We start from the raw sequence: 22,280 nt of genomic DNA, 5'->3' as shown, positions 1-22,280 counted from the left end.
GCAATCCAAGATCGGCTCGAACCGTAGCCTCCCGCCGGCGGACAGACCGCCGGTTCACCCGACGCGAAGGAGCTTCCGTCATGCATTACCTCGATAACCTGCTGCTCAACACCGACAGCTACAAGGCCAGCCACTGGCTGCAGTATCCACCTGGCACCGATGCGGCGTTTTTCTATGTCGAATCGCGCGGTGGCGTCTACGACCAGACCGTGTTCTTCGGCCTGCAGTCGATCCTGAAGGAGGCGATCAACCGGCCGGTGACGCATGCCGACATCGACGATGCGAAGGCCTTGCTGGCCGCGCATGGCGAGCCGTTCAACGAAGCCGGCTGGCGCGACATCGTCGATCGTCTCGGCGGGCAACTGCCGATCCGCATCCGCGCCGTGCCCGAAGGCGCGGTCGTGCCCACGCACAATGTGTTGATGACGATCGAATCCACCGATCCCAAGGCGTTCTGGGTTCCGTCGTATCTGGAAACACTGCTGTTGCGCGTGTGGTACCCGGTGACGGTGGCAACGGTGAGCTGGCAGGTGAAGCAGGTCGTGCGCGATTACCTGCAGCGCACCAGCGACGATCCGGAAGGGCAGTTGCCGTTCAAGCTGCATGACTTCGGCGCGCGTGGTGTCTCCAGTCTTGGCTCGGCCGCGCTGGGTGGTGCGGCGCATCTGGTGAACTTCCTCGGCACCGATACCTTGTCGGCGTTGTTGCTCGCGCGTGCGCACTACCACACGCCGGTGGCGGGGTATTCGATTCCCGCCGCCGAGCACAGCACCATCACCAGCTGGGGCCGCGAGCGCGAGGCCGATGCGTACCGCAACATGCTGACGCAGTTCGCGCGTCCCGGCTCGCTGGTGGCGGTGGTATCGGATAGCTACGACATCTACCACGCGATCCGCGAGCATTGGGGCACCGCCTTGCGCGAGCAGGTGATCGCCTCCGGTGCGACGGTGGTGATCCGCCCGGATTCGGGCGACCCGGTGGACGTGGTCGAGCACTGCCTGGTGCTGCTGGACGAGGCCTTCGGCCATCGGCTCAACGGCAAGGGCTACAAGGTGCTCAACCATGTGCGGGTGATCCAGGGCGATGGCATCAATCCACAGTCGCTGCGCGCGATCCTCGAACGCATCACCGCTGCCGGGTATGCCGCCGACAACGTCGCCTTCGGCATGGGCGGTGCGCTGTTGCAGAAGGTGGATCGCGATACGCAGAAGTTCGCGCTGAAGTGCTCGGCCGTGCGCGTGGACGGGCAATGGATCGATGTCTACAAGGACCCGGTCACCGACAAGGGCAAGCAGAGCAAGCGCGGTCGGCTGACCTTGCTGCGCAACCGCGGCGATGGCAGTTATCGCAGCGCGTTGCTGGACGACGTCGGCACACATGCAGACAGCGACGATGCGCTGGTGACGGTGTGGGAAAACGGCGTCATGCAGCAGGAGTGGACCCTGGAACAGGTGCGCGCACGTGCCGACGCCGCGCGCCGCTGACGTTCGCCACGCAGGCACCGCCATGCGCGCGATCGATGACAACGCGTTGCTGTCTGCCTCGCCGCTGCTGGCCGGGTTGCGCGCCGCCGCCCCCAGCCTGTGGCGGCGCGTGCCGGAGCAGGGCGAGAGCGGCCGATGGCATGCACTGCGCATCGGCGCGCGCGCGTACCGGGTAGCGCTGCCGATCACGTTCACTCCGTATGCGTCGGTACAGCCGTGCTCGGCGCGCTGCGGATTCTGCTCGGAAAACCTGCGCCAGCATCATGGTGGCGCGGCAGCAGCGATGTTGCGGCCAGGGCCGGACTACTTTGCGCAGTTGCGCGCTGCGTTGCAGCTGCTGCACGAGGTGCCGTTGTCGTATTCGTTGTCCGGCCTGGAGATGACCGACGATCCGGACTGGTTGCAGACCCTGCTGCAGACCCTGGCGACGACGCCCGACGGCCCGCGCGTGGAGCAGCGCGTGCTGTACAGCAATGGCGCCGGCTTTGCGCGCGCGCAGGGGGCACAGCTGATCGATGCCCTGGTCGAGTTCGGCCTGTCGTGGATCGAGCTGTCGCGCCACCACCCGCTGCAGGCCGGCAACGATGCGATCATGCGCTTTCGTCCCGGCGAACCCATTGCCGATGCAGCTACTTTCGCGCGCACGGCGCAACGCCTTGCAGCGCGCCTGCCGGTGCGGCTGGTCTGCATCGTGCAGCGGGGCGGGGTGGACACTGCCGATGCCGTGGCGCAGTACCTCGCGTGGGCGCGCAGCTGTGGCGCCACGCAGGTGATCTTTCGCGAGTTGTCGCGTCTGGACGATGCGTACCGCAGCAACGGCACCTGGCGGTACATCGCGCAGCATCGCATCGGCATGGAGCGCCTGTTGGCGGACTGCATGCAGCAGCGGTGGTGGTCGCGCTGGCAGGCGGATGGCATGACCGAGGGCTATTACTTCTGGAATCTGCGCATGCGCAGCGAAGACGGCCTGGACGTGGTGTTCGAAAGTGCCGACTACGCGGCCATGCACGCACGCCATGCCACCGGCGACCTCTACAAGCTGGTGTTCTTTGCCAATGGCCGCCTGTGTGCGGGCTGGGACCCGGATGCCGATGTGCTGTGGGAGCCGGCCGGTGGATGAGCTCGATCAGCGCAGCTGGTGGACGCCCACACCGGATGACCCGTCCTGGGCACTGCCCGAGGCGTTGCGCGCAGCCGATCCACTTGGCGGGCGCGACTGTGGCTGGGTCAACCAGATGCGCCCGTTCGTGCGGCACTTCAGCGCGCCGGGCGCGCAGGTGTTCGACCCGTTCTGCGGATTCGGCAGCACGCTGCTGGCGGCCACGCTGGAAGGGCGTGGCGCGCATGGCATGGAGATCGATGCCGCACGCGCGCAACTGGCACGCACGCGCCTGCAGCGGCACGGCGTGCAGGCGCCGGTGGTGGTCGGCACGCTGGTCGACACCGCGCCCGCCGCGGCGATCGACCTGTGCCTGACCAACGTGCCGTATTTCGGTTGCCGTTGGCACGGTGAGGTGCTGCCCGGGCAGCTGTACGCCAGTGCCGATTACGCGGGCTATCTGTCCGGCATGCGCGCGGTATTGCATGCGCTGCGCAAGCGCTTGCGACCGGGTGGGTTCGGTGTGGCGATGGTGGAGAACGTCGTCGTCGGCGGGCGGGTGATCCCGCAGGCCTGGGATCTGGGGCGGATCCTTGCCAGCCTGTTCACCCTGCGCGAGGAGCGGGTGCTGTGCTACCGGCGGCCGGGCGCAGCGCTGGCGCCTGCAGGCACGCAGAGCGATCGCAGCCACGAATACGCACTGATCTTCCAGCACTGCCGTGCGCGGCTGGACCTGCAGCAGGCAGCGCAGCTGCTGCATGCGTTGCGGGCAAACGGCCTGCCGGTGGAGGTGCACGGCAGCTACGCGCGCTGGCTGGAGTCGCCGGCGTCGGTGCCGGAGGGGCCGGCGGATCTGGACCTGATCCTGCAGGCCGAGCAGCCGCTCTGGGACCGCCTCACCGTGTGGCTGCAGGCGCAGGGATTTGCCCTGAGCCTGTGGGGCGAGCCGTGCCGGGCGCCGGTCGCGCTGGCGGCGGTGCGTGCGCACCACTATCTGCGCGCCGAGCGCATCGGTGCAGACGGCAGCCGCCTGCAGCTGGACCTGCAACTGCCAGCGGATGAACCGCCGTTGCCCTGAGCCGGCCAGGCGACGCCGCGCGCACATGGGTTGCGGCTATGCTCTGTGCCGGTTTTGGATGCCGGAATGTCTCCATGTCTCGTTCTTCCCTGATTGCGCACGGCGCCCTGCTTGGCGCGCTGGCAACCCTGGCTGGCTGCGGCGGCAGCAAGGGCGACACGATGCTGATGCGCGAGTCGTTCAATTCCGACGACACCTATTCGCGCAATGTGGCAGCCACCTCGCCGCAGGCCTGCGAGGCCGCGCGACGGGTGTTGTTGAGCCAGGGCTATGCGGTGACGCGTGCCGATGCCGCCGCGGTGGAGGGCAGCAAGAACTTCCAGCTCAAGGAAGCCGAGCAGAGCGAACAGCTCAACCTGCGCATTTCCTGCGCCACGCAGGACGGCGGCAAGGCGCAGGTGTTCGTCAGCGCATTGCAGGACCGTTACGCGCTGAAGAAGAGTTCGACCTCGGCCAGCGTCGGGGTGGGCGTACTCGGCTCGCTGTCGCTGCCGGTGGGCAGCAGCGGCGATTCGCTGGTGCGCGTATCCAGCACCACGGTGCAGGACGCGGCCTTCTACAAGCGGTTCTTCGATCGTCTGAATTCGTATCTGCCCAAGGTCACCGAGGCGGTGTCGGCGGCTGCAGCTGCGGTGCCGCCATCGCCTGCGCATGCAATGCCAGTGGCACCGGCGGTCCCCATGCCTGCGGCGACTGCGGCCGCTCAGACGGGCGAGGCGACCAACACGCCCGCTGCCGCGCCGTCACCGGTTGCAGCGCCGGTCGCTCAGCCCCCTGTCGCGCAGCCGCCGGTGGCACCGTTGCCGGTGGAAGCGCAAGACCCGCCACCGACGCCGGCCGAGGTGCCGCAAACCGGGCCGGCAACACAGCCGTGAGGACGTGATTCAGGCTCTGTGCCAAAGCCTGAATCGCTGGCCGCACGCTTCACGTTGCGTTCTCGACCAACTGGCGAAAGTGGAACCATGACTCGCCGAAGGGGCGAGATGGAGACAGACGATGAAGATGCGCAATTCCCTCGTGGGTATGTCCCTGATCGCGTTGATGGCGACGAGCACCTTGGCGCAGGCGCAGACGCGGTCGCATCAGCAGCGTTATACCGAAGCAGATGAAGGCCGCAAGTTCGGCGACGGAACGCGCGTGCGCTGCCGCAATGTCGAAGTGCAGAAGAACTCGACCGATCCGAATCGGATCGGCGGCACCGTCGCCGGCGCTGCCATCGGCGGACTGCTCGGCAATCAGGTCGGCGGCGGCAACGGCAAGAAGCTGGCCACCGTGGCTGGCGCGGTCGCCGGTGGTGCAGCGGGCCGCACCATCCAGGGCAATCGCCAGCAGACCAATGGCAATCGTCAGGTCGAGCGCGTCTGCGAACGTCGCTGAGAATGGTGCATTGAATCCTGCGAGCCCCGGTCCTGCCGGGGCTTTCTACGTCTGAGGGTGCAGCGCCTTGCTGCCGATCCGCGTCACCGCAACTAGATGAGTGTTTTCCGCAGCTCCCGCAAGCGATTGCAGGCAGGACGCATGCGGCTTGCGTTCGCAGCCGCACCTGCGGCTGCACCGCATGGACGGCGCGGTCGCCTTGGCGTGCGCCTGTGCGCTGCCGCGTTGCTCGCCGCGCAGCTGCTGCAGTCCGCCTTGGCCACGCCGAGCGAGGCCGCGCGCAAGGCCCCGGTGGACTGCGTCGATATCCTGTTGCGCCAGCTCGGTTGGGAGATCGGCAACGCTGCGGTGAGTGCGCCGGTGATCCAGCGCGGCGAGCCATGCACGCGCGCGTCGCTGGCGCAGGCACGCGCGGCCGGAGATCTGCAGCTGACGCTGCCGGCCAGCTGGAACACGCAACAACGCGCCGCCACGCTCGTGGCCTTGCTGGACGATACGGCGACCCAATGCGCGTATGCGTTCGAACTCGGTGCGGCCACGCGGCGCGCAGCCACACGGCTGCAGGACAACCCGGGCTACCGGTTTTCGGCGCTGCAACTGGGCTGGATCGGCTTCGGCTGGCGCGGCGCGGCGTCGCAGGGCTGGAGCGGCTTTCGCAGTTTCGGGCGCGGCTATCAACCGCGCGGCAGCAACGCGCAGGCGCTGGATGCGTTCTACCACGGGCAGGTGCGCTCCGAATGCGGGGTGGGACGGCAGGTGGCCCAATTGGCCACGCAGCGCGAACTGTATGGCGATGCGGGATTCGATCAGGTGTTCAGCGCCGGCGAGTTGTCGATCGGCACCTTTCTGACCCTGCACGACACCGACAGCATCCTGCTGGGTGCGCATGCCGGCGACTTCTTCGCCGACGGCAAGGCGGTCAGGACCGCGCAGCTGGGGCGCCAGGCGTTTGTCGGCGCGCCGGGGTTCATTGCGCATGTGTTCGACAAGTCGTCCCTGGACGACATCCACAACCAGGCCGAGAACTTCGTGGTGGTGGATGTGAGCGACGCAGCCGCGCAGGCGCTGGCCCAGCACGGCGGCTTTGCGCATTACGACGCGCGCAACCGGCAGATCTGGGAGCTGGCCAGGGAGCTGCGCGGGCCGGGCAAGCGGCGCTTCGAGCGGCTGCTGTACGAGCGCGATGCCGCGCTGCGTGCCACGCTCGACCCGCAGCAGCAGGTACGCCTGCAAACGCTGCAAGGCCTGCTGGATGACCCGTTCTACCAGGGCTTTCTGGTGTACGTGCATCCCAAGGGCATCAAGCCGATCGGGTACCACGTGGCGCGCCTGCTCGATCGCAACCCGCGCACGCCGTATGCCATCGACCTGACCTTGCACAACCTGCGCAGCACCCTGTACTGGCGCTGGATCGACTGGCAGCTGCAGCAGTGCGGCGCCGGCACCGCCGCGGAACAATCCATTGAGAATTCCGCCACGCCGGCGTACGCCGGGCATGGCACCCTGCACTGATCAGATCATGAGGAGCGATTATGGAACTGGGTATGGTGGGTTTGGGCCGCATGGGCGCCAACATGGCCGAGCGCCTGGTGCACGGCGGACACCGCGTGCATGGCTACGATCCGGGCGAAAGCGCGCGTCGCAGTGCGCAGGCCAAGGGCATTGTCACCGCTGATGCGCTGGCCGCGCTGGTGTCCGCGCTGCCGAGCCCGCGCGTGGTGTGGTTGATGGTGCCGGCGGGCAAGATCGTCGACGACACCCTGGCGCAGTTGCTGCCGCTGTTGCAGCCTGGCGACATCGTCATCGACGGCGGCAATTCGTACTACAAGGATTCGCAACGCCGCGCCGCGTTGTTGCGGTCCAGCGGTATCGCCTTTGTCGACTGCGGCACCAGTGGCGGTGTCTGGGGCCTGCAGGAAGGCTATAGCCTGATGGTGGGCGGCGACGAAGCGGCGGTGACCACGCTGCATCCAGTGCTGGCCACGTTGGCGCCTGCCGCGGACAAGGGCTGGGGCCCGGTCGGTCCGAGCGGTGCGGGCCACTTCACCAAGATGGTCCACAACGGCATCGAGTACGGAATGATGCAGGCCTATGCCGAGGGCTTCGCGCTGATGCAGCACAAGACCGACTTTGCGCTTGACCTGCACCAGGTCGCCGAGATCTGGCGCGATGGCAGCGTCGTGCGTTCGTGGCTGCTGGACCTCACCGCCGATGCGCTGGCGCACAATCCGACCATGGCCGGGATTGCACCGTTCGTGGCCGATTCGGGCGAAGGCCGCTGGACGGTGGCCGAGGCGATCGACCTGGAAGTGTCGGCGCCGATCATCACCTTGTCGCTGATGGAGCGCCTGCGCTCGCGCGACAAGGATTCGTTCACCGACAAGCTGCTGGCCGCAATGCGCAACCAGTTCGGTGGTCATGCGGTCAAGACCACCACGGAAGCCGCGCCGACGATCGGCAGCAAGGACGTCTGAGCGATCGCGCCGACGCCTGCGCGCCTGCATGGCGCGCAGTGCAGGTCTGTTCCATCGCGTCTGTGTCTGGCGACTGCTGGCGTGCCCGCTGACTGAGTGCAGTGCGCATTGGTGCGGTGCCCGCACGTGGCACCGCAGGACGCGAGCGCGCCATTGCCGATGCCGAATATCGGCTGGGCGCCTGCACCGGCGCCCGGCCGTGCATCAGCCGCGCGAAGCCGCGCTCGTGTCTTCCAGCCATTGCACCTGGCCCGAGGCGGCACTGCGTTGCGCCAGCTCCAGCAGCTCCATCACCTGCACCGCGTCGGCGCCACTGACCGGCGCCGGGCCGGTGCCTGCCAGGGCATCGCGGAAGGCGGCGTAGCACTGCCGGTAGTCGCCCGGCGTGGTGTCGGGTTGATGGGTGTGCACGCGGCCTTCGTCGTCCACGCGGGTCAGCGTGCCCGGGAGTGGGTCCACCCCCCAACCGGCAGTTCCGGGGCGGCGTCCGGCACGTAGCTGGTCTTCCTGCGTGTCCAGCCCGTGCTTGAGATAGCTGCCACGGGTGCCGTGCACGGCAAAGCGCAGGCCGCTGTCGGCCACCAGCGAGCCGGCATGCAGGATCACGCGCAGCCGCGGATACCGCAGGGTGACGTGGAAGTAGTCGTCGCTGCGCGCCTGGTTGCGTTGGCGCTGCAGATCCGCACCGATCGCCTGCGGCGTGCCGAACAACTGAAGCGCCTGATCGAGCAGATGCGGCCCCAGGTCGTACCAGAGACCGGCGCCGGGGATGTCGCTCTCGCGCCAGCGGTCGCGCACCTGCGGCCGGAAGCGGTCGAAGTGCGAATGGAATTCCACCACCTCGCCCAACTGGCCTTCCTCGATCAGCCGGCGCACGGTCAGGAAGTCCGCATCCCAGCGCCGGTTCTGGAACACGCTGACGATGCGCCCGGCCGCTGCGGCGGCAGCCACTACCGCGCGCGCCTGCGCGGCGTCCAGCGCGAAGGGCTTGTCGACCAGCACATGCTTGCCGGCTGCCAGGGCCTGCAACGCGAACGGCGCATGGGTCTGGTTGGGAGTGGCCAGCACCACCGCATCCAGCGCGGGATCGGCCAGTGCCGTGTCCAGATCGGCAAGCACGGCGACCTCGGGAAAGTCGGCCTGTGCCTGCTGCGGCTTGGACGACACCACGCTGTGCAGTGTCAGGCCCGGAGTGCTGGCGATCAGCGGGGCATGGAAGGTGCGGCCGACATAGCCATAGCCGACGACGGCCAGATTGAACGGTTTAGGCATTGAAAACGGTTCATCGCAACGACGGAAGAGGCCTGCATGGTATTGCACACACCCGTGTGCGCCGGGTTCACAACCCCTGCATCCGGCAGTCACGTGTGCACGACGAGCGCCACTGCAGACTCCAGCCACATTCAACAGGAGGGACTATCCGATGAAGAACATCACACAGGTACGTAAGCTGCTGGCCGTGGCGCTGTCGCTGGGTCTGGCGCTGGGCGCCTCGCAGGCATTTGCCGCGCCGCAGGAACACGCCGACCACAAGGACCATGCCGCCGGCATGAACGAGTCCAAGAAGCCGGTCACCGACACCTGGATCACCACCAAGGTGAAGGCCGACCTGCTGGCGACCGACAATGTGTCGGGTACCGACGTCAAGGTCGAGACCAAGAACGGCATCGTCACCCTGACCGGCACGGTTGCGACCAAGGCCGAGCACGACAAGGCCGTGGCAGTTGCCAAGGGCATCGAAGGCGTCAAGAGCGTCAAGTCCACTGGTCTGAAGGTGGTCGCTGCAAAGATGTAATTGCAGAGGTAGTGAATGCCGGGCCAGCCGAGGCGAGGCGGCTGATCCGAGCACGAGGCGCACTCCCAGGAGTGCGCCTTTTTGTTGTCTGCGCCCGACGCAGGCAGGCCGACGGGCGGCGGGGCGCTCGCGCCATTTTCACGTTTACTGCACTTATCATATGCCCATTCAGCTATGTCGCCATCGGAGCGACCAGGCTGAATCGTTAATCTCATCTCTGGCCTGATCGGACACAATACCGACTTGCCTTCGGGGCCCTGGCAGCGAGCGGACACAGACCTAGCAATGCAGACAACGGTCCAAGCAGACAAATGGGATCGCTGGCGCCTGCCGTTACTGGCGGTTGCCGTGTTCCTGATTGTGGTGGTGCCGTCGTTGCTGCTGCAGCAGATGGCGCACAACGCCAACCAGGCCGCAGTGTGGGTCTCGCATAGCCAGGACGTGCAGGAGACCGCCCAGCGTCTGGAAGCGGCGATGCGCGACACCGAATCGGCGGCCTTGATGCGCTCGCATGGCGTGCAGCGCCCGGCCCTGCTGGAACGCATGCGGCGCGGCCGGCGCGAGTCAATGGACGCGGTGCAGCGGTTGATCGTGCTGACCAAGGACAACCCCGCGCAACAGGTGCGGATGGGGCGTATCCAGAGCACCATCGAGCGGCGCCTGTTGCTGGCCGAGCGGGTTGCGGTGACCACCGACCCGGAGCAGATCCGCGCGCTGATCAACGACATGACCCTGAACAACCCGATCCGCGTGCTGATCGACGAGTTGCAGGAGGCCGAGGGCAAGCTGCTGGAGTTGCGCAACGTGCGTGCCGAGAACGAGCGGGCGCATTACGCGGTGTTGAGCTGGGCCACGCTGGTGGTGCAGCTGCTGCTGCTGGGCACGGTGACCTGGTTGCTGCAGCGGCAGATCCGTCGCCGCCTGGCGGCCGAGCAGGAATACCTGCGCGCCAACGGCCGCGCGTCGTCGGTGTTGCAGACCGTGCGCGAGCCGATCGTGCTGCTGGACTCCAGTCAGCGCATCCTGCTGCACAACCCGGCGTTTGCCGAGCTGTACGGGCTGGAGGAGCGCGGCAACGAATCGATGGCGCTGGACGACGTGGGCGAGGGCGTGTGGCGCGATGCGCAGATCCATCAGCGGCTGGCCGACGTGCTGCTGCGCGGCCGCGAGTTGTGGGATTACGAACACGAGCAGCGCGCCGCCGATGGCGTGCTGCGCACCATGCTGATCAACGCGCGGCGCATGCCGCTGCCGGACACCAGCGATGAAGACGTGGTACTGATGACGGTCAGCGACATCAGCCTGCAGAAGGCCTCGCAGCTGCGCATCCAGGAGCTCAACCGGCAGATGGAAGGCAAGGTGGAGCAGGTGTCGGAGGTCAACCGCGAGCTGGAAGCCTTCAGCTATTCGGTCTCGCACGATCTGCGCGCGCCGCTGCGCCATGTGGCTGGATTCTCCGACAAGCTGGCGCGCCATCTGGGCGATGCGGCGGACGAGAAATCGCGTCACTACATGGAAGTGATCAGCAGCTCGGCGCGGCGCATGGCCTCGTTGATCGACGATCTGCTGGTGTACTCGCGCCTGGGCCGCAGTGCGCTGCGGCTGCAGGCGGTGGACATGCAGTCGCTGGTGTCGGAAACGCGCGCGATCCTGGATTCCAACGTGCAGAGCGAGAACACCGGCCACCGGGTGGACTGGCACATCGCGCCGTTGCCGGTGCTGGTGGCCGACGAAAACATGATGCGCCAGCTGTGGATGAACCTGCTTGGCAACGCGGTGAAATACAGCGCCAAGCGCACGGTGGCCAGGATCGAGGTCACCTACACGCCGATGGCCGACGGCGGCCATCAGTTCAGCGTGCGCGACAACGGCGCCGGCTTCGACATGGAATACAGCGCCAAGTTGTTCGGTGTGTTCCAGCGCCTGCACAAGGCCAGCGAATACGCCGGCACCGGCATCGGCCTGGCCAGCGTGCGGCGCGTGCTGACGCGTCACGGCGGCCGGATCTGGGCCGAGGGCGCGGTCGATGAAGGCGCCACGTTCTATTTCGTGCTTCCCCCTGCGCTTGAAGCGCCCAACCAAGAGTTCACTGTATGACCGCCATCCGTACCATTCTTCTGGCAGAAGACAGCCCGGCCGATGCGGAAATGGCCGTCGATGCCTTGCGCGAAGCCCGCCTGGCCAATCCCATCGTGCACGTCGAGGACGGCGTGGAAACCATGGACTACCTGCTGCGCCGGGGCATCTTCGCCGATCGCGAGGAAGGCCTGCCGGCCGTGTTGCTGCTGGACATCAAGATGCCGCGCCTGGACGGGCTGGAAGTGCTCAAGCAGATCCGCAGCGAGGAGACGCTCAAGCGCCTGCCGGTGGTGATCCTGTCATCCTCGCGCGAAGAGAGCGACCTGGCCCGCAGCTGGGACCTGGGCGTCAATGCCTACGTGGTCAAGCCGGTGGACGTGGATCAGTTCTTCAACGCAGTCAAGACGCTCGGCACCTTCTGGGCGGTCATCAATCAGGCACCGGAGCTGGACTGACCCATGCTGCATGAGGGGGGCAAACTGGAGCAGCTGAAGATCCTTCTGGTGGAAGATTCACCGGAAGACGCCGAGCTGTTGTCCGACCAGCTGCTCGATGCCGGGCTGGATGCGGCATTCGAGCGCGTGGACAGCGAGCCGTCGCTGCGCGCTGCGCTGGATGCATTCCAGCCGGACATCGTGCTGTCGGACCTGAGCATGCCCGGTTTTTCCGGTCATCAGGCACTGCGCCTGGTGCGCCAGAACGGCGCCACGCCCTTCATTTTCGTCTCCGGCACCATGGGCGAAGAGACTGCGGTCAAGGCGCTGCAGGATGGCGCCAACGACTACATCATCAAGCATAACCCGACCCGCCTGCCGAGCGCGGTGATCCGTGCGATCCGCGAGGCGCGCGCCGACCTGGAACGCCAGCGCGTGGAAAGCGAGCTGATGCGCGCGCAGCGGCTGGAAAGCCTGGCGATGCTGGCGGCCGGCTTGAGCCACGACCTGCGCAATATCCTGCAGCCGTTGCTGATCGTGCCCGACCTGCTGGCCGGACGCACCGACGATCCGCAGCTGCGCCAGCTGGCCAACGTGGTGGCCGAATGCGGCCGGCGCGGGCATGAGATGGCCGAGTCGATGCTCTCGTTCGTGCGTGGCTCCAACAAGCCGCGCGAGCAGGTGTCGATCGCCAGCCTGTTCCAGGCGGTGCAGATGTTGCTCAAGAGCAGCCTGCCCGACGGCGTGCGCCTGCAGATGGACACGATCCCGCTGGATCTGACCATCGAGGCCAACTACACCGAGTTGCAGCAGTGCCTGCTCAATCTGGGGCTGAACGCGATCCAGGCGATGCCCGGTGGCGGGATGTTGACCCTGTCGGCCGATCGCCACGATGGCACGCGGGTACGCATGAGCGTGGCCGATACCGGCGTGGGCATGAGCGATGACACCCGCGCGCGCCTGTTCAGTCCCTTCTTCACCACCAAGGCCGATGGCACCGGCCTGGGGCTGATTTCCTGCAAGCGCATCGTGGAAAGCTACGGCGGCAGCATCGTGGTCGACAGCCGCCTGGGCGAGGGCACGCGTTTTGACATGATCGTGCCGATGCGTGCGGCCGCGGTGACGGTTGCCGACACCGAGCCGCCGCTGGCGTTGGGGCATGGGCAGCGCGTGCTGCTGGTGGATGGCGAGGCCACGCGCCTGTCGCTGCTGGGCAATGCCTTGTCCAGCCAGGGCTACCAACCGCAGCTGGCCAGCGATGGCGCAGCGGCACTGCAGCTGGTGCAGCAGCACGCGATGCCGGACCTGGTGATCATCGACAGCGACATCATCCAGCTGTCGGCGGTGAGCGTATTGTTGAGCATGCAGGAGCTGGGCTATCACGGCCCGGCGATCGTGCTCGAAGATGTCGGCGCGCCGCTGCAACGTTCGTACTTTCCGCCGGATATCCCGGTGCATGTGCTGCGCAAACCGCTGGAGATGCGCCGGGTGTTCCGCGCTGTGGCGCACGCGCTCGAAGTGGCCTGAGGCCAGGGTTTGGCGCGTTGCGGGCGGGGCATGGGCGCATGCGGCACGATGGCAACAGTTGACGCTGATGCGGGCTGCATGCGCGAATAACGCATGACCACCGTGCTTCTCAGCCTCGGCAGCAATGTCCAGCCGACCCACTACCTGCGCCTGGCCGTCGACGCCTTGCGCGCGCGCTTCGGCCCACTTGCCATCTCCCCGGCGTATCGCACGCCGGCGGTGGGCTTCGACGGGCCGGACTTCGTCAACAACGCCGTGGCGCTGGACACGGACATGGACCTGCAGGCGCTGGACCACTGGCTGCATGCGCTGGAAGATGCGCACGGCCGTGATCGCAGCGGCCCGCGTTTCAGCGACCGCACCCTGGATGTGGACGTGGTGTTCTTCGGCGATTGCATCGTCCAAGGCCCCGGGCATCTGCGCATCCCGCGGCCCGAGCTCAAGCATGCCTTCGTGTTGAAGCCGCTGGCCGATATCGCGCCGGACTTCGTCGACCCGCTGAGCGGGCAGACCCTGGCCGCGCTGTGGCAGGCGCATCCGCAGCACGGCGTCGTGTTCACGACGGTGCAGCTGGGTCCGGCCCCGGCGCTGGATGTGGCGCGCTAGCGTCGTTGCAGCTCAACTGAGCTGGCGGCCGCCATCCACATGCAGGGTGTGGCCGGTGACGAAGCCGGCATCGTCCAGCAGCCAGCGCACCGCCTCGGCGATTTCCTCGGGCGTGCCGATGCGCGCCAGCGGCGTGCGCGCCAGCAGCGCCTGCCTGGCGTCTGCAGACTTGCCTTGCTCCGGCCACAGGATCGCACCGGGCGCGACCGCGTTGACGCGCACCTCTGGGGCCAGCTCCAGCGCGAGCGAGCGGGTGAGCATCTCCAGCGCGCTTTTGGACGCGCCATACAGCGGATGGTTGCGCATCGGCTGCTGCGCATGCAGGTCGGTGAGGTTGACGATGGCGCCGCGGTGCTGGCGCAGCTGCGCGGCGGCCGCCTGGGCGATGAAGAACGGCGCGCGTGCGTTGACGGCGAACAACTCGTCCCATTGCGCCGCCGTCGCTGCGCCAAGCGCGGTGGGATAGAACGCGGAGGCATTGTTGACCACGCCATCCAGGCGGCCGAACGCGGCGATGCAGTCGGCGACCAGCTGCGCCGGCGCCTCCAGCAAGCGCAGGTCGGCGTGCAGGGCCTGCGCACTGCCGGCGCGCTGCGCGCAAAGCTCCGCTACACGCGCACCGAGCGCCTCGCCGGAGCGGTGCGCATGCAGGGCAACGCGGTAGCCGGCCGCATGCAGCGTGGTGGCGATCTGCGCGCCGATACGGCGTGCTGCACCGGTGATCAACACCACCTTGGAACTGTCTGTCATGGCGTACTCGCTCGGCGTTGCAAAGGGCTCGGCTATCCTGTGCATTGTCCCCGCAACCGGTGCCCGCATGCACGCCGACCTTCCTATTCCCGATCCGGACGCCCTGGCGCACAGCGAGCAGCTGGCCGCGCATCTGCGCGCCGAGATTGCCGCCGCCGGTGGTGCGATTCCGTTTTCGCGTTTCATGGAGCTGGCGTTGTATGCGCCGGGCCTGGGCTATTACAGCGCCGGCTCCAGCAAGTTCGGCGAGGCCGGCGATTTCGTCACCGCGCCGGAGCTGGGACCCTTGTTCGCGGCCACCGTGTCCGGTGCGCTGGCGCCGGTGCTGCAGCAGCTCGGGCCGCAGGCGCGCGTGCTGGAAGTGGGCGGTGGCAGCGGCGCATTCGCCGAAGTCACGCTCAAGCGCCTGCTCGAGCTGGATGCGCTGCCGGAGCGTTACGCGATCCTGGAGCCCAGCGCCGACCTGCGCGAGCGTCAGCGTGAGCGTTTGGGACGTAGCCTGATCCCGCCGGTCTTTGACCTGGTCGAATGGCTGGACGGTCCGTTCCCGGACGATTGGGATGGGGTGCTGTTCGCCAACGAGGTGATCGACGCATTGCCCACGCCACGCTTCACGCTGCGCGACGGCGAGGTGTATGAGGAAACCGTGGTGCTGGATGCGCAGCAGCAGTTCGCGCGCGGCGAGCAGCCTGCCGACGCATTGCTGGGCGCGGCGGTACGGCACCTGGAACGCTATCTGGAGCAGCCCTTCGCCGATGGCTATCGCTCCGAGTTGCTGCCGCAGTTGCCGTACTGGATCCAGGCCGTGGCCGGCGGGTTGAAGCGCGGCGCGATGCTGTTCGTCGACTACGGTTACCCGCGTGGCGAGTTCTATCGTGCGCAGCGCGAAGACGGCACCTTGCGCGCGTTCTATCGCCATCGCATGCATGAGGATCTGTATCGCTGGCCGGGCCTGCAGGATCTGACCGCGTCGGTGGACTTCACCGCGTTGGCCGAGGCCGGCACCGGGGCCGGTTTCGAGTTGGCTGGCTACTGCACGCAAGCCAGCTTCCTGCTCGGCAACGGCCTGGATGCGTTGCTGGCACAGGCCGATACGCGCACCGATGAAGTAGGGCGCATGCGCTTGCGCGAGCAGATCAAGCGGCTGACCTTGCCCAGCGAAATGGGCGAGCGCTTCCAGGTGATGGGGTTTGCGCGCGATGTCGATTTTGCGCCGGCATTTCTGGCGGGCGATCTCACATGGCGGTTGTAAGCCCGGCGCTGCGGCCGTTCCATCGACCACGGTTGTGGGTAGGCCTGTGGATTGCCGCAATCCTGGTGGTGATTGCAGTGTGCATGGGGCCGCCGCCGGAGTTTCCGGAACTGCCGTCCAATAGCGACAAGGGCGAGCACTTCTTGACGTTCGCATTGTTGTGCTGGGGGGCGGTGCAGCTGTTCGCCACCCGGCGCGCGCTGTTGTCTGCGGCATTCGGATTGGTGCTGCTGGGAATCGGCATCGAGATCGCGCAAGGGGCACTGACCACCAACCGCAGCGCGGATCCCTATGATGCGCTGGCCGATACGCTGGGCATCCTCGCCGGCTTGTGCCTGGCGTGGACGCCGCTGCGGTGGGTGATGCTACGGATGGACAAGCGCATGTTCGGACGGCGCGGATAGGTCTCGTGTAGAGCGGTTGATCTGTGGTTTTTCTGCAGGGCCCTTGCCCGCCCACCCTCGCAGGCACGCCGCAAGTACATCCTTGTAGGCTCTTACGCGGCATCCATGCCGCGTAAGGTCCCGCGACGGTGAGCGGGCAAGGACCTGTGGAGATGGTCGGTATGCGCAGTTACAAGCAGGGCATGGCGTGCCTTGTTTGAGTCATGTTGTGTCCGATCCGTTCCTCGCGCAGGCCGAGCGGCAGACAAGCTTCCAACACGCAACCTGCAAGCGTCTTGTCTGCTCACCGCAAGCCCAGTAACACGCTTTCAAGAAAACAGCCGATTAACCCTCTGGTGCGGTGCCCTCGCCGGTTGCGGGACCGTGTGGCGGCATGGATGCCGCCACCGAGCCCCCAGGGACGGGTTCACGGCGTGTCCCGCAGGTGGTGAGGGCGCCGCGCCATCGACTCACCGTGCTTTTGATTCAAACATCCGATCGCGACTGAAGAACCATGCCGTTGCAGATCTCGGCTGCGTTGTACGTCGTGTATCTGAGTGGATCTGCATGGGAATAATCCGGTTGCATCACGATCGTCGACGACCGGGCGATTACGTACGCGTATGACCGCCGCGCTCAGCCGGGCAGGCGGACTGCACGCTCGCGCAGCCACTTGGTCGCGACCCACTTTTCGCCGGCCAGTACCGGCGCGCCGGCGTGCAGGCTGCGTGTCATTGGATGCGGGCGGTCGTAGCTGAAGAACACTGCGTTGCCTTTGACGGCGGCCACGTCCAGATGCGCATCGGGAAAGCGCGTGGCGCCGCCGCGTTCCGGCGTGTTGAGATACATCACCAACGATGCGACGCGCTGACCGCCGGCCTGCAGCAACACCGGTGTGCCTGCGGCAGCAGGGTCGAAGTAATCGTAGTGCGGCTGATATTCGGCGCCGGTGGCATAGCGCAATACCTGCAGTCCTTCGCCGTGGTCGACCGGCCAGTCGAGCAGGCGTGCGATGCGTGCTTCGACGCGTTGGCACAGCGCGTCCTGCCCCAGCTGCAGGCACATGCTGTGGCTGGTGCGCGCGGCATGCACGATCTGCGCGCCGTTGTCGTTGTCCACGGTGCGCGAACGCACCAGGCGTGGCTGCGCCAGCGCAATCAATGCATCGCATTCGGCATCGGACAGAAAATCGCCCAGCACCACCACGCGCGGCAGCAACAGGCTGACCAGCACGCGTACCTGGCGATCGCCCAGGTCCAGTAACGAGGCATCGTTGTCCTGTAGCACCGCCGGCACGCGCACCGGCACCGGCAGGCCATGCGTCTGCGCGTGGTGCTGGATGTGGCTACGCACCAGGGCTTCGACTGCGTCGATGGCGTCCTGTTCGCTCCAGCCTTGATCCAGGAGCGGCTGTAGCGCCTGTTCGGGCGGCTGGCCGGCCATTGCCTGCGCAATGATCCAGTCGCCCAGGGCGGCGGGGATGGTGGTCGAGGTCATCTCGCTACAGTGCATGTCACTGTGTGGCAGGCATATGTCAATTGTGTCGTGGTAAGACAAATGACACAGACACCCCCTATAAAAGTGACGGGGATCTAGAACGTGCTCGCCACTGCAGTGGGCGGAACGCAGCCAATTCTTGACGACTCCTCTTCATACCGGACCTTTTTTGACCTGGAGATCAGCCGCATGTCCGTTCGCAATAGCAGCAAGACACTTCTCATGACGTTTGGTACCGCGCTGGCGTTGTCGGCCTGCGGTGGTGGTGCCGATCGTGTCGCCTCGCCCGGCGAGGGCGCATTTCCGCCGGCACCGACGCCGGCTCCCGCACCCACCCCGGCGCCCACGCCGGCACCGACGCCGGCTCCGGCACCGACCGGCCCGGCCGCCGATTGCCCGACCGGTTTTTCCAATGTCGGCACCATCGCCAACAACACGCTGCGCGCCTGCCAGCTGCCGGACACCATCAACGGCAATCTGGTGGTAGCGGCACGTGCGGGCACGGCGTATTCGATCAGCGGACGCGTCAACGTGGGCACCGACCGCGGCGGCAATGCCATCGCTCCGGCCGCCGGCAGCACGCAGGGCATCCTGACCATCGAACCGGGCGTGACCTTGTTCGGTTCGGCCGGTAGCGACTACATCGTGGTCAACCGCGGTTCGCAGATCTTTGCCGAAGGCAGCGCCACTGCCCCGATCGTGTTCACTGCACGCCAGGCCCTGGAGGGCCAGGTCAGCGCCAACACCATCGGCTTGTGGGGCGGCATCGTGGTGCTGGGCCGCGCGGCCATCAACAACTGCCCGGGCACCACGGTCTCCGGCACGCCGGAATGTCAGGCGCAGGTGGAAGGCACCAACGCCTTTTACGGCGGTAACAGCGCCACCGACAACAGCGGTTCCCTGCGCTACCTGCGGGTGATGTATTCGGGCTTCGAAATTTCGCCCAACAACGAGCTGCAGGGCATCACCCTGGCCGGCGTGGGCAGCGGCACGCGCCTGGATCATGTGCAGATCCACAATAGCTCCGACGACGGGATCGAATGGTTCGGTGGCACCGTCAATGGCAGCCACATCGTGATCACCGGCGCCGACGACGATTCGCTGGATACCGACGCCGGCTGGAGCGGTGCTCTGCAGTTCGGCATCGTGGTGCAGCGCGCCGGCGGTGGCGACCGCATGAACGAGTGGAGCAGCCTGCGTCGCCAGCCGTATTCGCGTCCGAAGGTGGCCAACTTCACCTACGTGGGCAATGCGCGTGCCGGTGCGGCAATCATGCTCAACCAGGGCACGCAGGCCGCGTTCTACAACTCGGTCGTCACGCGTCCGGCCGGTGGCACCGGTGATGGCCTGGTGTGCTTCAACCTGGCCGATGCCGACACGCTCGGGACCTTCAATTCGGTGTTCTTCGCCTGCCCGACCGCCTTCGGCAGCGATACGCGTGCGGCCACCCAGTTCGCGGCCGGCACCAACAATGTCGCCAATGGCGTATCCACGTTGCAGAACACCTTCGTCAATGGCGCCAACGAAAGCGCCGTGCCGGCCTTCCAGGGCTTGAACGGGGTGAGCAGCTTCTTCCAGCAGGTGAACTACATCGGTGGCGTGCGCGACGCCAACGACACCTGGTGGCAGGGCTGGACCTGCGGCCTGACCGCCGATCGTCCCTGCTGAGGCACAGCATCGCCAGGCAGCCCACGCTGCTGCCTTGCGATGCGTCCAGCTTCATCTTTCAGTTGCCAGGGCTCCCACGATGCGAACCTCCGCTGTCGCCCGTCTCTCGCGGACGGGCCTGTCTCTTTCCATTTCCACCTTGCTGTTTTCCGGTGCTGCGCTGGCGCAGTCGACCACCACCGATGCCGGCTCCACCACTGGCACCAGCAGCACCACCAGTGCGCCCAAGCAACTCGACCAGGTCGTGGTGCGTGGCGAATACATTCCCGAACCGATGCTGCAGACCTCGGAGGTGGCCTCGTTCGTCACCCGCGAGGACATGGAGCGCACCGGCGACAGCAGCGCGGCGGTGGCGCTGACGCGTGTCACCGGCCTGAGCCTGTCGCGCGGCAAGTATGTGTATGTGCGCGGCCTGGGCGAGCGTTATTCCTCGGCGTTGTTCAATGGTTCGCCATTGCCCAGCCCCGAGCCGATGCAGCGGGTGGTGCCGCTGGACCTGTTTCCCAGCGATGTGCTGGACAGCGTGACCGTGCAGAAAACCTATTCGGCCGATTATCCGGGCGAATTCGGCGGCGGCGTGATCGATCTGCAATCGATGGCGGTGCCGGACAAGCCGTTCCTGTCGCTGACCGTGGGCGGCGGCGTCAACAGTGTCAGCACCGGCGAAAAAGGCCTGACCTACTACGGCTCCGGCGATGACGAGTGGGGCTATGACGATGGCACCCGCAAGCAGCCCGGCGCGTTGCGCGATGCAATCCAGAGCGGCCGGCGCGTGGACCTGGGCAGTTTCTCGCGCGAGGACATCCGTAGCATCGGCCGTAGCTTGAACAACGCCAACCTGTACGTGCTGCAGGAAAAGGACAGCATCGCCCCGGACGTCAATGTCGGCGGCAGCGCCGGTTACAGCATGGACGTGGGCGAGGCCAAGCTGGGCATCATCGCGGTGGCCAGCTACGACAACGAGTGGCGCACGCGCACCGGCAAGCAGCAGGACGGCATCTTTGTCGGCGATACGGTCGAGTTCAATTCCAACTACGACTTCGCCACCACCCGCAACAACGTGCGCACCAACGGCATGCTGGGCCTGGGCTGGGAGTACGGCAGCCACACCATCGGCTGGACCACCTTGTATGTGCACGATGCGTTGAAGGTCGCGCGCAGCCGCGCCGGCCGCGACGAACTGGCCGGTTTCGATGTGCGCGACGACAACACCGAGTGGTACGAGCGCCAGCTGATCAACAACCAGCTACGCGGCACGCACGCGTTCGGCGAGTACGACGACTTGAAGATTGAATGGCGCGCAGCGGTGGCCAACGCCAGCCGCGATGTGCCGTACGAAACCGGCATCCGTTACGAGCTGCTGGATGGCTACTGGGCGCACGATGCCTCGCGCGTGCAGAACTACACCCGCTTCAGCAAGGTCGACGACACCGTGGCCAGCGGCGGGGTGGATGTGACCTGGCGTTTGCCGATCGAGCGCGATGTCACTCTCAAGGGCGGTCTGGCCTATCTGGACAACGACCGCAGCGCATGGAGCCGTGAATTCCGCTTCCTGGCACTGGACGGCCCGTTGCCGTTCTACAACCAGTTCCAGCGTGTGGATTACCTGATCTCCGATTACAACCTCAGCAACGATCTGCTGCGCCTGCGCGAGACCACCGGCAGCTTCGGTGCGGCCGCGTACGATGCGACTTTGAAGGTCAAGGCGGCGTATCTGCAGGCCGAAGGCGAGATCGTGCCGACGCTGCGGGCCACCGTCGGCGTGCGTTACGAAGACGCCACGCAGGCGGTGCATCCGTACGACATCTTCACCGGCGTGCGCCAGGACAGCGTGGCACCGCTGGAGAACAGCTACGCGCTGCCATCGGCCACGGTGACCTGGAATTTTGCCGAGAACCAGCAGCTGCGCTTTGGTGCGTCCAAGACCATTGCCCGCCCGCAGTTCCGCGAGATGGCGCCGCAGCAGTACCTGGACCCGGATATCGACCGCCAGTTCTTCGGCAACCCGTTCCTGGTCGATAGCGAGCTGGTCAACCTGGATGCTCGGTACGAGTGGTTCTTCGAGCCGGGTGAGTATTTCACCGTCGGCGCGTTCTACAAGAGCATCGACAAGCCGATCGAGGCCATCGTCAACGATGCACCGGGCGGCGGCATCGTGCAGAGCTTCATCAATGCGCCAGAAGCCACCTTGTACGGCATCGAGCTGGAAGCCAAGAAGTATCTGGACCTGCCGATCGCGGCCGACTGGTGGGGTGACAACCGGGTGTTCCTGTCCGGCAACTACACGCGCACCACGTCGGAAGTGAGTGCCAGCGATGGCGACACCGTGCAGCCGTTCGGCTTCACTGCGCCGGTGCAGGCGACCTTGTTCATCCGTGATGGCTCGGCCCTGCAGGGGCAGTCCGACGACATCGCCAACCTGCAGATCGGCGTGGAAAGCGAAAGCACCCACAGCCAGGCCACCTTGATCGCCAACTATGTCGGCGAGCGGGTATCCGCGCGTGGTCGCCCCGGGCAACCGGATTACATCGACAAGCCGGGTACTTCGCTGGATCTGGTGATCAAGAAAGGCCTGGTGTGGTCGGGCAATACGCTGTCGCTGAACTTCGCCGCACGCAACCTGCTCAAGACCCGCTACCAGGAGTACCAGAGCCTGGGCAGCAACCGGGTAGACCTGTACGAGTACCAGCCTGGCGTGACGTATGACCTGAGTGTGACAGCGCGCTTCTGATCCGACTCCCGCTGCCTGTATCGCAAACGCCCGCCCTGCCTCGCAT

General features: G+C 66.4%; 19 protein-coding genes. 16 read left to right on the top strand and 3 right to left on the bottom strand.

Features of this window, described 5'->3' with window-relative positions; translation table 11 throughout:
- The first annotated feature begins 80 nt into the window (after window positions 1–80).
- The 7 genes from EO174_RS05255 to gnd all read left to right on the top strand — a co-directional run bounded on the left by EO174_RS05255 (window position 81) and on the right by gnd (window position 7,512).
- Window positions 81–1,484 (top strand): nicotinate phosphoribosyltransferase, encoded by a 1,404-nt coding sequence (locus tag EO174_RS05255; RefSeq protein WP_126942830.1) that lies wholly within the window; start codon window positions 81–83, stop codon window positions 1,482–1,484.
- Between the two features lie 22 nt (window positions 1,485–1,506).
- Window positions 1,507–2,604: a hypothetical protein gene (locus EO174_RS05250; protein WP_126942827.1), complete on the top strand. Its 1,098-nt coding sequence runs from the start codon at window positions 1,507–1,509 to the stop codon at window positions 2,602–2,604.
- Complete coding sequence (locus EO174_RS05245; protein WP_126942824.1) at window positions 2,597–3,661, top strand: DNA methyltransferase; 1,065 nt, start codon at window positions 2,597–2,599, stop codon at window positions 3,659–3,661. The genes EO174_RS05250 and EO174_RS05245 overlap by 8 nt, the downstream gene beginning before the upstream one ends.
- Window positions 3,662–3,735: 74 nt before the next feature.
- The gene (locus EO174_RS05240) at window positions 3,736–4,536 is read left to right on the top strand and encodes a DUF2242 domain-containing protein (RefSeq protein ID WP_164740091.1); all 801 of its coding nucleotides are present in this window, start codon (window positions 3,736–3,738) and stop codon (window positions 4,534–4,536) included.
- Window positions 4,537–4,657: 121 nt separating this feature from the next.
- Complete coding sequence (locus tag EO174_RS05235; protein WP_104583789.1) at window positions 4,658–5,038, top strand: glycine zipper 2TM domain-containing protein; 381 nt, start codon at window positions 4,658–4,660, stop codon at window positions 5,036–5,038.
- A 141-nt stretch (window positions 5,039–5,179) separates the two neighbouring features.
- Window positions 5,180–6,550, top strand: a complete 1,371-nt coding sequence (locus EO174_RS05230) for a hypothetical protein (protein WP_126942819.1) — start codon at window positions 5,180–5,182, stop codon at window positions 6,548–6,550.
- A 20-nt stretch (window positions 6,551–6,570) separates the two neighbouring features.
- Entirely contained in the window at window positions 6,571–7,512 is a 942-nt protein-coding gene (gnd, locus tag EO174_RS05225; protein ID WP_126942816.1) for a phosphogluconate dehydrogenase (NAD(+)-dependent, decarboxylating), read from the top strand.
- A gap of 204 nt (window positions 7,513–7,716) precedes the next feature.
- Here the strand turns inward: gnd and EO174_RS05220 are convergent, their stop codons facing one another.
- The gene (locus tag EO174_RS05220) at window positions 7,717–8,784 is read right to left on the bottom strand and encodes an oxidoreductase (RefSeq protein WP_126942813.1); all 1,068 of its coding nucleotides are present in this window, start codon (window positions 8,782–8,784) and stop codon (window positions 7,717–7,719) included.
- A 151-nt stretch (window positions 8,785–8,935) separates the two neighbouring features.
- Between EO174_RS05220 and EO174_RS05215 the strand changes: the two genes are divergently transcribed.
- The 5 genes from EO174_RS05215 (at window position 8,936) to folK (ending at window position 13,953) form a co-directional block, all read left to right on the top strand.
- Window positions 8,936–9,307, top strand: a complete 372-nt coding sequence (locus EO174_RS05215) for a BON domain-containing protein (protein ID WP_164739034.1) — start codon at window positions 8,936–8,938, stop codon at window positions 9,305–9,307.
- Between the two features lie 285 nt (window positions 9,308–9,592).
- Window positions 9,593–11,404 carry an ATP-binding protein gene (locus EO174_RS05210; protein WP_126942810.1) on the top strand — a complete coding sequence of 604 codons (1,812 nt, stop codon included), beginning with the start codon at window positions 9,593–9,595 and terminating at the stop codon, window positions 11,402–11,404.
- Window positions 11,401–11,841 (top strand): response regulator, encoded by a 441-nt coding sequence (locus tag EO174_RS05205; protein ID WP_104583792.1) that lies wholly within the window; start codon window positions 11,401–11,403, stop codon window positions 11,839–11,841. Before EO174_RS05210 ends, EO174_RS05205 begins: the two co-directional genes overlap by 4 nt.
- 3 nt (window positions 11,842–11,844) lie before the next feature.
- On the top strand, window positions 11,845–13,347 hold the full coding sequence (locus tag EO174_RS05200; RefSeq protein WP_119129579.1) for a hybrid sensor histidine kinase/response regulator: 1,503 nt from the start codon (window positions 11,845–11,847) through the stop codon (window positions 13,345–13,347).
- A gap of 93 nt (window positions 13,348–13,440) precedes the next feature.
- Window positions 13,441–13,953, top strand: a complete 513-nt coding sequence (gene folK / locus EO174_RS05195; RefSeq protein ID WP_126942808.1) for a 2-amino-4-hydroxy-6-hydroxymethyldihydropteridine diphosphokinase — start codon at window positions 13,441–13,443, stop codon at window positions 13,951–13,953.
- A gap of 12 nt (window positions 13,954–13,965) precedes the next feature.
- On the opposite strand, the gene EO174_RS05190 is transcribed toward folK, so the two are convergent.
- The gene (locus EO174_RS05190; RefSeq protein WP_126942805.1) at window positions 13,966–14,703 is read right to left on the bottom strand and encodes a pteridine reductase; all 738 of its coding nucleotides are present in this window, start codon (window positions 14,701–14,703) and stop codon (window positions 13,966–13,968) included.
- On the opposite strand from EO174_RS05190, the gene EO174_RS05185 reads away from it, so the two are divergent.
- Together EO174_RS05185 and EO174_RS05180 are read left to right on the top strand one after the other, a co-directional pair.
- A complete protein-coding gene (locus tag EO174_RS05185; RefSeq protein ID WP_180496884.1) occupies window positions 14,702–15,955 on the top strand; it encodes an SAM-dependent methyltransferase in 1,254 nt (417 codons plus the stop codon). The two genes, EO174_RS05190 and EO174_RS05185, sit on opposite strands and share 2 nt — an antisense overlap.
- Window positions 15,943–16,359, top strand: coding sequence for a VanZ family protein (locus EO174_RS05180; RefSeq protein ID WP_104583797.1), 417 nt, complete (start codon window positions 15,943–15,945; stop codon window positions 16,357–16,359). Before EO174_RS05185 ends, EO174_RS05180 begins: the two co-directional genes overlap by 13 nt.
- A 615-nt stretch (window positions 16,360–16,974) precedes the next feature.
- Here the strand turns inward: EO174_RS05180 and EO174_RS05175 are convergent.
- Window positions 16,975–17,835, bottom strand: coding sequence for a 2OG-Fe(II) oxygenase (locus EO174_RS05175; RefSeq protein WP_126942802.1), 861 nt, complete (start codon window positions 17,833–17,835; stop codon window positions 16,975–16,977).
- Window positions 17,836–18,024: 189 nt separating this feature from the next.
- On the opposite strand from EO174_RS05175, the gene EO174_RS05170 reads away from it, so the two are divergent.
- On the top strand, window positions 18,025–19,503 hold the full coding sequence (locus tag EO174_RS05170; RefSeq protein WP_126942799.1) for a hypothetical protein: 1,479 nt from the start codon (window positions 18,025–18,027) through the stop codon (window positions 19,501–19,503).
- Window positions 19,504–19,582: 79 nt separating this feature from the next.
- Entirely contained in the window at window positions 19,583–22,234 is a 2,652-nt protein-coding gene (locus EO174_RS05165) for a TonB-dependent receptor (protein WP_126942796.1), read from the top strand.
- Window positions 22,235–22,280: the final 46 nt, after the last annotated feature.

It is taken from the genome of Xanthomonas sp. BRIP62418 (assembly GCF_003993495.1).
In the GTDB taxonomy this organism is placed as follows: domain Bacteria; phylum Pseudomonadota; class Gammaproteobacteria; order Xanthomonadales; family Xanthomonadaceae; genus Xanthomonas; species Xanthomonas euroxanthea.
Note: the sequence above shows the minus strand (reverse complement) of the source record. Positions and strands in the feature narration are given on the sequence as shown.